Source organism: Streptomyces sp. NPDC056222 (assembly GCF_042264065.1).
Taxonomy (GTDB): domain Bacteria; phylum Actinomycetota; class Actinomycetes; order Streptomycetales; family Streptomycetaceae; genus Streptomyces.
Genome location: NZ_JBHJTL010000088.1, coordinates 23,519 through 31,891, shown reverse-complemented (window position 1 = coordinate 31,891; position 8,373 = coordinate 23,519). Strand labels below are relative to the sequence as shown.

Below are 8,373 nucleotides of genomic sequence, written 5' to 3'. Positions count from 1 at the left end.
CCCCACCCCGCCGGGTATGGGCGGCGGGGTGGGACCCGCGGTGGTGCTGCGACTACTTGATGGCCGCCAGCAGCGGCTCGATCTGGTCGATCGCGTACGGGATCGACAGGACCGTGTTGAAGGAGAAGGCCGCGCCGATGTCCGGGTCCTGGTAGGGCACGAACAGGTCGCGCTTCTCCTGCTGGACCTTCAGCTTCGTGTAGAGCGGCTCGGCCTTGATCCGGTCGTTGGCCTCGGTGCTGGAGGTGACCCAGACGAGCCGGTCGACGTCGAGCACGTTCAGCTTCTCGGCGCTCAGTTCGGCGACGTTGTAGCCCGGCTTGGCCAGGGAGTCGATCTCGGGCTTCAGCTTGAAACCGAGCTCGGAGAAGAAGATCGCCTTGGGGTCGGTCTTGGTGAACGCGGAGTACTTGCCGGCCTCGAAGCTGTCGGCCACGGCCAGGGTCTTCTGCGCGAACTCGGGGTGCTTGTCCCGGACGGCCTTGAAGCGGGTGTCGATGTCCGTGATCAGCTTCTCGGTCTCGGCGTCCTTCCCGAGCGCCTTGCCGATCTGGCGGGTCATGACCTGCCAGGGCGCGCCGTAGTCGGGGTGCTCCTTGGGCTGGGCGACGACCTTGGTGAACTTGGAGAGCGTGTCGTACTGCTCCTTCTTCATGCCGGAGTACTGGGCGATGACCAGGTCCGGCTGGAGCGCGGCGATCTTCTCCATGTTGTACTCGTCGCGCTCACCGACGATCTGCGGCTGCTCGGATCCCCACTTGTCCTTCGTCCAGGGCCACTTGCCGTACGGCTTCTCCTTGAACCAGTCCACCGAACCGACCGGCTTGATCCCCAGGGCCAGCACGGCGTCCTGGTCGGAGAGGCCGAGCGTGACGATCTTCTTCGGCTCCTTGTCGATCGTCGTGCTGCCGTACTTGTGCGCGACGGTGACCGGGAAGGCGGCGGCCTTCGAGCCGTCACCGGCCCCGGCCGACGGCTTGGACTCCGTCTTCTCGGTGCCGCCCCCACAGGCGGCCAGAGCGAGCGCGGCGACTGCGGCGATGGCCACGCGGGGGATGTTTCTGGCGAACCGCGCGAGCGCGGGACGTGCTCCAGTGGACACGTATGTTCCTTTCACGGGGGTTTCACGGTGCGTGCCACGACCGCCGTGCACGAAGGCATTGCGGCGGGCGGGGCGTGTGGGGGTGGCGTGCGAGGGGTGGGGCGTCGGGCCGGGAGCGGGGCTCCTAGCGGGCCGTGCCGATCCCGTCCGCGACCGGTCGCAGGTCGTCGGGGTCGCTCTGCGGGCGCCGGTCGACGATCGAGTCGAGGATCTCGCCGACCCGGATCGCGGTGTTGGAGAGCAGCGACGAGGTGATGCCGTGGGTGTGCTCGGTGCCGCCCTGGAGGTAGATGCCGCACCGCAGTGCGGGGTCGGTGGCGAGACGGTAGTCCCGCTCGACGCGGACGCGGCCCTGGTCGTCCCGGTGGCAGCGGTCCCCGACCTCGCCGAGGAGGCCGAGGGGCTCGGCCTGGCTGTAGCCGGTGGCGTAGACGACGACGTCGGCGTCCAGGGTCGACTCCTCCCCGGTGACGAGGGAGGTGACGGTGGCACGGACCTTGCCGTCGGTCTCCTCGACGCCGGTGAGGCGGGAGACGTTGATGAAGCGCAGCCGCTCCCTCCCGAGGACCTTCTCCTGGTACGCCTGCCGGTACAGGTCGTCGATCAGGTCGATGTCCACCACGGAGTAGTTGGTGTTGCCGTGGTAGTCCATCAGCTTGCGCTTGATGGCGTCGGGGGCCGTGAAGTACTCGTCGACCGCGGCGGGGTCGAAGATGCGGTTGGCGAAGCCGCTGTCGTCGGCGGGGCTGTAGCCGTAGCGGGAGAACACCGCGCAGACCTCGGCCTCGGGGAAGCGCCGGTGCAGGTAGGCGACGTTCTCGGCGGCGCTCTGGCCGGCGCCGACGACGACGAACCGGGTGGGGTCGGCGCCTTCCAGGCCGTCGACCTTCGCCAGCAGTTCGGAGTTGTGCCAGACGCGGTCCGTGCGCTCGACGCCTTCCGGCATCAGCGGGCGAAGTCCGGTGCCGATGACCAGGTTTCGGGCCCGGTGGACCACCGTCTCGGATCCGGAGCGGGCCGTCACGTCCAGGTACTCGATCACGCCGTCCCGTACGACGGGCTCGACGGCGATGACCTCGTGTCCGTAGGAGACCATGTCGTCGACCTTCGCCGCCGCCCACTCGAAGTAGTCGTGGAACTCCACGCGCAGCGGGAAGAGGTTCTTGTGGTTGACGAAGTCGATGAGCCGTTCCCTGCTCTGCAGATAGCAGAGGAAGCTGTACTCGCTTGCCGGGTTCCGGAGCGTCACCAGGTCCTTGAGGAACGACACTTGCATGGTCGCGTCGTCGATCAGCATTCCGCGGTGCCAGCCGAAGCCGGCCTGGCGCTCGAAGAAGTGAGCGGTGACCGCCTCCTGCCTGCCGACACGCGCGTTGTGCTCGCTGAGCGCTATCGCCATGGCCACATTGGACGGCCCGAAGCCGATTCCTATGAGGTCGTGGACCAGAGGTGCGTCGCCAGGATGAACCTGAGACATGTCACTCCCATCGTGCGGGACGGCCGCTTGTGAGGCGTGGGTGAGAACGAGGCGTCGGGCACGCCAAGAGCGACACCCAACTGGAACTTAGGTGAGGCTAACCTGATCTGAGCGACCTGTCGAGACGATTGAGCGGGGCGCCTTGGCTGAAAATCGACCTCAACAGCCTTCAAAATCACGCCTGTTGCGCACTTAGGTAAGCCTTGCTTTACTTGGCGCCGGTCAGTCGCTCTCTCGAGGAGGATCCCCATGCGGGTCGTCATGTTCGGTTACCAGACCTGGGGGCATCGCACCCTGCAAGCACTCCTGGACTCCGAGCACGACGTGGTCCTTGTCGTGACACACCCGAAAAGCGAGCACGCCTACGAGAAGATCTGGAGCGACTCGGTCGCCGAGCTGGCCGAGGCGAACGGCGTCCCTGTCGTCATCCGCAACCGGCCCGACGACGAGGAACTGTTCGAGCGCCTCAAGGAGGCCGACGCGGACATCATCGTGGCCAACAACTGGCGCACCTGGATCCCGCCGCGCATCTTCAACCTCCCCCGTCACGGCACACTCAACGTCCACGACTCCCTGCTACCCAAGTACGCCGGCTTCTCACCCCTGATCTGGGCGCTGATCAACGGCGAGCCCGAAGTGGGCGTCACGGCCCATCTGATGGACGACGAGCTCGACGCCGGCGACATCGTCGTGCAGCGGGCGGTCACCGTCGGGCCGACCGACACGACCACGGATCTGTTCCACAAGACGGTGGACCTCATCGCCCCCGTCACGATCGGCGCCCTCGACCTGATCGCCTCCGGGCAGACCGAGTTCACCCGGCAGGACCGTTCCCAGGCCAGCTTCTTCCACAAGCGGGCCGAGGAGGACATCCGGATCAACTGGGACTGGCCCGCCGATGTACTGGAGCGCCTGATCCGCGCCCAGTCCGCCCCGTACCCGGCCGCGTTCACCTTCCACAAGGGCAAGCGCCTCGAAGTGCTGTCCGCCGTGGTCTCCGAGGGCCGCTACGGAGGCACTCCGGGCCGGATCTTCTACCGCGAGGGCGACGGTGTCGTCATCGTCGCGGGAGCCGACGCCCGCACCGGCCGCAACCACGGCCTGGCCATTACTCGCGTCCGCACCGAGGAGGGGCACGAGATGGGCGCGACCGAGTACTTCACCTCCATGGGCGGCTACCTCTCCAGCCGCCCCTGACGATCGGATCCGCATTCATGCGTACCGCACGGCCGCGGCACTACCTCATGTGCCCGCCCACCCACTTCGACGTGGTCTACTCCATCAACCCGTGGATGGACCCGGCGAAGCCCGTCGACACCCAGCTGGCGATCGACCAGTGGGAACGGTTGCGCGAGGTCTACCTGAGCCTCGGGCACACCGTCGACGTGATAGACCCCGTGCCCGGGCTGCCCGACATGGTCTTCGCCGCCAACGGGGCCACGGTCGTCGACGGCCGCGCCCTGGTGGCCAGGTTCCGCGACGCCGAGCGCATCGCGGAGGGCCCGGCCTACCACGACTGGCTGCGCGACAACGGCTTCCCGGACCTGCGCACGGCGGACTTCGTCAACGAGGGTGAGGGCGACTACCTCCTCACCGGGGACTGGCTGCTCGCCGGCACCGGCTTCCGCAGCGATCCCCGCTCGCACGACGAGGCCCAGGAGTTCTTCGGACGTCCCGTCGTCGGCCTCACCCTGGTGGATCCGAACTACTACCACCTGGACACCGCTCTCTCGGTCCTGGACCAGCAGACGATCGCCTACTACCCGCCCGCGTTCTCGCCGGGGAGCCTGGCCGTGCTGCGACGCCTGTTCCCGGACGCCGTCATCGCCACGGACGAGGACGCGGCCGTCTTCGGTCTCAACGCCACGTCCGACGGCAGGCACGTGGTGCTGCCGCACAACGCCACGGCGCTGATCGAGCAGCTCCGCGCCCGTGGCTTCGACCCGATCGGGGTGGACCTGTCGGAACTCCTCAAGGCGGGTGGCAGCGTGAAGTGCTGCACGCTGGAGCTCCGCAGCGCCGGCTGAGCACCGGTGGGCCCAGCCGGTCCTGGGCCCACCGGCGGGTGGTGCCGCGTAGGGCGCGCAGCCCCGCGGCACCACTCCGGATCCGAACCCGTCTACGGTTCGATCAGTCCGACGCGTATGGCGTAGCGGGTGAGTTCCAGCCGGTCGCGCAACCCCAGCTTCTGGAGCAGGTTGGCACGGTGTCGTTCGACCGTCTTGGCACTGATGAAGAGCAGGTCGCCGATCTCCTTCGATGTGTGTCCCTCGGCGACGAGTTTGAGGATCTCCTCCTCCCGGTCCGTGATGGCCTTGTCGGGCAGCGGCCTGCCCTGCTCGGCCCGGTCCAGGTACTTGCGGATCAGGGCCGTCTCCGCGCCCGGGTAGATGAAGGGTTCGTCGCGCATCGCGGCACGGCACGCCTCGACGAGATCGCGGTCGGCGACGGACTTGAGCACGTAACCGCTCGCGCCGGCCTTGAGCGCTTCGAAGAAGTACTGCTCGTTGTCGTACATCGTGAGGATCAGGATCCTCACCTGCGGCTGGAGACGGCTGAGTTCGCGGGCCGCCTGGAGGCCCGTCTGCCGGGGCATGGAGATGTCGAGGACGGCCAGATCGATCTGCTCGGTCCGGGCGAGGGCGACCGCCTCGGATCCGTCCGCGGCTTCGGCGACGACGGTGAGATCGGGCTCGGCGTCGAGGATGAGACGTACACCGCCGCGCACCAGCGCATGGTCGTCCGCCAGCAGGATGCGGGTGGAGCCCGGCGTGGTCATGCTGTCCTCCCCTTCGCTCCGCCCGTGGCGTCCAGGCGGACCTCGGTCCCTCCGCCCTCGCCGGGACCGATCGTCAGATCCGCGCCGATGAGCAGGGCGCGCTCGCGCATCCCTCGGATGCCGGCTCCTTCGGCCACCCGTCCGATCCCCCGGCCGTCGTCCCGGACCCGCAGCCGTACTCCACCTTGGGGCAGAGCGCTCAGGTGCAGATCGACGCGGCTAGCGCCCGAGTGACGCGCGGTATTGGTGAGCCCTTCCTGGGCGACGCGGTAGAGGACGAGCTCGGTCTCCTGGTCGAGCTTCGGGAGACCGGCATCGATATGGGGCCGTACGGTCAGTCCACGGGTGGAGAACTCGGTGGCCAGGGACCTGAGCGCACTGAGCAGTCCCAGCTCCTCCAGAACTCCGGGCCGCAGGCGGCGCGCGATCCGCCGGATCTCGTCGAGGCTCCCGCGGGTGGTCTCCTGCGCCTGCCGCAGTTCGTCCCGGAGCGCGTCGGGCGCGTGGTCGGCGGAGTGCTTCAGCTGGAGGAGTACGGCGGTCAGGGTCTGGCCGACCTCGTCGTGGAGCTCCTGCGCGATGCGCTGGCGTTCCGCCTCCTGTGCGGACAGGACACGGGCGCTGCTGGTGGCGCGTTCGGCTTCGAGGCGGTCGAGCATCGTGTTGAACGTGCGGGTCAGCTCGGCCATCTCGCCATGGCCCGTCACCTCGGTGCGTCGGCCGGGCTTGAGGAGGTCGGCGGTCAGCATGGCCCGGGTGAGCCGCTGGAACGGTGCGAGGCCGACCCGGAGCAGGAAGGCGTTGACGATGAGCATCGCGACCAGCCCGGCCACGAGGACGACGGCCTCCCCGAAGAGCACAGGGGTGGAGACGGTGACCGGGCCCAGCAGCAGGAGCACCGCGACGACGAGGACAGCGGCGTTCAGCAGGAAGATCCGCCAGTACAGCGACACGGTCCTGCCTCTCCCGGCCGGCGCGTCCCGCCCGGCCCCTTGCGCATGCGTCCCGCAGGCACCCGGTGACCTGCGGCGGGGCCCATGTCCCCGCTCCATCCTGACCAGTGTCCCAGGGTCATGTCCATCCGTACCGACACCCATGTCCCGCACCTCGGCGCGGATGGCACCATGTCGGGGCCACGGGGCGACGGAAGCGTCGCTCCCCCGTGGCGAACCCTGGTTGTGACGAGCAGAAGGGACGGGCCTGTGCCTGCTCCGCGGATGAGAACGACACCCTTGCCCGGCATCGGTGTCCAATACGACCTCACCACGCGTGAGCACCGCCATCTGTCGGTCATCGCGCACCGCGACGGCACCCGGTCGGTGAACGTCTACCGGGCCGACGACCCCGACGCATGTGCCCAGTCGCTCCATCTGACCGAGGCGGAGACGGCCTCGCTGATCGACGCGCTGATGCCCGCCCATCACAGTCCGAACGTGCTGCACACGACCGATCTGGGCCTGGTCGCGGAGCGCATCGAGCTGTCCGCGCAGTCCCACTGGAACGGGAGGGTGCTCGGCGAGATGCGGATGCGCACCGAGACGGGAGCCTCCATCGTCGCCGTACTGCGCCGGTCCGGTGCGATCCCGTCCCCGACGCCGGACTTCCGGCTCGCCGGCGGGGACACCCTCATCGTCATCGGCACCCGCGAGGGTGTCGACGCCGCCGCCCTGATACTCGGACAGGAGTGATCGCGTGCATTCCGCGATCTTCCTGATCGAATTCGGCGCGATCATCCTCGCCCTCGGCCTGCTGGGACGATTCGCAGGCCGCTTCCAGTTCTCACCGATACCGCTGTATCTGCTGGCCGGACTCGCCTTCGGCGAAGGCGGTCTGCTGCCGCTGGGCGCGAGCGAGGAGTTCGTCGCGATCGGCGCCGAGATCGGTGTGATCCTGCTGCTCCTCATGCTGGGTCTGGAGTACACGGCGAGCGACCTCGTCTCCAATCTGAAGACCCAATACCCGGCCGGGCTGGTCGACTTCGCGCTCAACGCGCTGCCCGGCGCGGCGGCGGCACTGCTGCTGGGATGGGGCCCGGTGGCCGCCGTCGTACTGGGCGGCGTCACCTGGATCTCGTCGTCCGGCGTCATCGCGAAGGTCCTGGGCGACCTCGGGCGGCTCGGCAACCGTGAGACGCCCGTGATCCTGAGCATCCTGGTGCTCGAGGACCTCGCGATGGCCGTGTACCTGCCCATCATCACGGCGCTGCTCGCGGGGGTGAGCCTCGCGGCCGGCAGTGCGACCCTGGCGATCGCGCTCGGCGTTGCGGGCCTGGTGCTCTTCGTCGCGGTCCGTTACGGCAGGGTGATCTCCCGCTTCGTGTCCAGCGACGACCCGGAGAAACTGCTCCTGGTGGTTCTCGGTCTCACCCTGCTGGTCGCGGGCATCGCGCAGCAGCTCCAGGTCTCGGCGGCGGTGGGAGCGTTCCTCGTCGGCATCGCCCTGTCCGGTGAGGTCGCCGAAGGCGCCCACGCCCTGCTCAGCCCCCTGCGGGACCTGTTCGCGGCGGTCTTCTTCGTCTTCTTCGGCCTGCACACCGACCCGGCCAGCATCCCGCCGGTGATCCTCCCGGCGTTCGTCCTCGCCGTCGTCACCGCCCTGACCAAGATCGCCACGGGCTACTGGGCCGCCCGGCGCGCCGGCATCGGAGCGAAGGGACGCTGGCGGGCGGGCGGCACGCTCGTGGCGCGCGGAGAGTTCTCCATCGTCATCGCCGGCCTCGCCGTCACCGCCGGCGTACAGCCCGAGCTGGGCCCCTTCGCCACCGCGTACGTCCTGGTCCTCGTCGTGATCGGACCGCTCACCGCTCGCTACGCCGAGCCGATCGCCACCCGCCTCACCCGCGGCCGCGGCACATCCCCGGCCGCGCTCACCACCAGGGAAACCGTCCCCCTGCCCGGGGCGTCGCAGATCGTGGAAGGCGCGGACAAACGCGGCGCGGCGGAGCGGGCGTGAGCGAGCGTCCCACGTGAGCGAGGGTGTCGGGCACTGGGCTGCCGGATCGGGACTTGGCGTTCA

At 68.8% G+C, this 8,373-nt stretch carries 8 protein-coding genes; 4 read left to right on the top strand and 4 right to left on the bottom strand.

What is annotated here, in order from left to right:
* Positions 1 to 52: 52 nt before the first annotated feature.
* The gene (locus ACFC0D_RS30445) at positions 53 to 1,102 is read right to left on the bottom strand and encodes an iron-siderophore ABC transporter substrate-binding protein (RefSeq protein ID WP_376442795.1); all 1,050 of its coding nucleotides are present in this window, start codon (positions 1,100 to 1,102) and stop codon (positions 53 to 55) included.
* Between the two features lie 124 nt (positions 1,103 to 1,226).
* Entirely contained in the window at positions 1,227 to 2,579 is a 1,353-nt protein-coding gene (locus tag ACFC0D_RS30440) for a lysine N(6)-hydroxylase/L-ornithine N(5)-oxygenase family protein (protein ID WP_376442792.1), read from the bottom strand.
* A 249-nt stretch (positions 2,580 to 2,828) separates the two neighbouring features.
* Between ACFC0D_RS30440 and ACFC0D_RS30435 the strand changes: the two genes are divergently transcribed.
* Positions 2,829 to 3,776 carry a methionyl-tRNA formyltransferase gene (locus tag ACFC0D_RS30435; protein ID WP_376442790.1) on the top strand — a complete coding sequence of 316 codons (948 nt, stop codon included), beginning with the start codon at positions 2,829 to 2,831 and terminating at the stop codon, positions 3,774 to 3,776.
* Between the two features lie 17 nt (positions 3,777 to 3,793).
* Complete coding sequence (gene ddaH / locus ACFC0D_RS30430; protein WP_376442787.1) at positions 3,794 to 4,606, top strand: dimethylargininase; 813 nt, start codon at positions 3,794 to 3,796, stop codon at positions 4,604 to 4,606.
* A 92-nt stretch (positions 4,607 to 4,698) separates the two neighbouring features.
* Here ddaH and ACFC0D_RS30425 read toward each other — a convergent pair whose 3' ends face one another.
* Entirely contained in the window at positions 4,699 to 5,358 is a 660-nt protein-coding gene (locus ACFC0D_RS30425) for a response regulator (RefSeq protein WP_376442784.1), read from the bottom strand.
* Positions 5,355 to 6,311, bottom strand: coding sequence for a HAMP domain-containing sensor histidine kinase (locus ACFC0D_RS30420; protein WP_376442781.1), 957 nt, complete (start codon positions 6,309 to 6,311; stop codon positions 5,355 to 5,357). Before ACFC0D_RS30420 ends, ACFC0D_RS30425 begins: the two co-directional genes overlap by 4 nt.
* Positions 6,312 to 6,575: 264 nt before the next feature.
* Between ACFC0D_RS30420 and ACFC0D_RS30415 the strand changes: the two genes are divergently transcribed.
* Complete coding sequence (locus tag ACFC0D_RS30415; protein WP_376442778.1) at positions 6,576 to 7,046, top strand: cation:proton antiporter regulatory subunit; 471 nt, start codon at positions 6,576 to 6,578, stop codon at positions 7,044 to 7,046.
* A 4-nt stretch (positions 7,047 to 7,050) separates the two neighbouring features.
* On the top strand, positions 7,051 to 8,310 hold the full coding sequence (locus ACFC0D_RS30410; RefSeq protein WP_376442775.1) for a cation:proton antiporter: 1,260 nt from the start codon (positions 7,051 to 7,053) through the stop codon (positions 8,308 to 8,310).
* Positions 8,311 to 8,373: the final 63 nt, after the last annotated feature.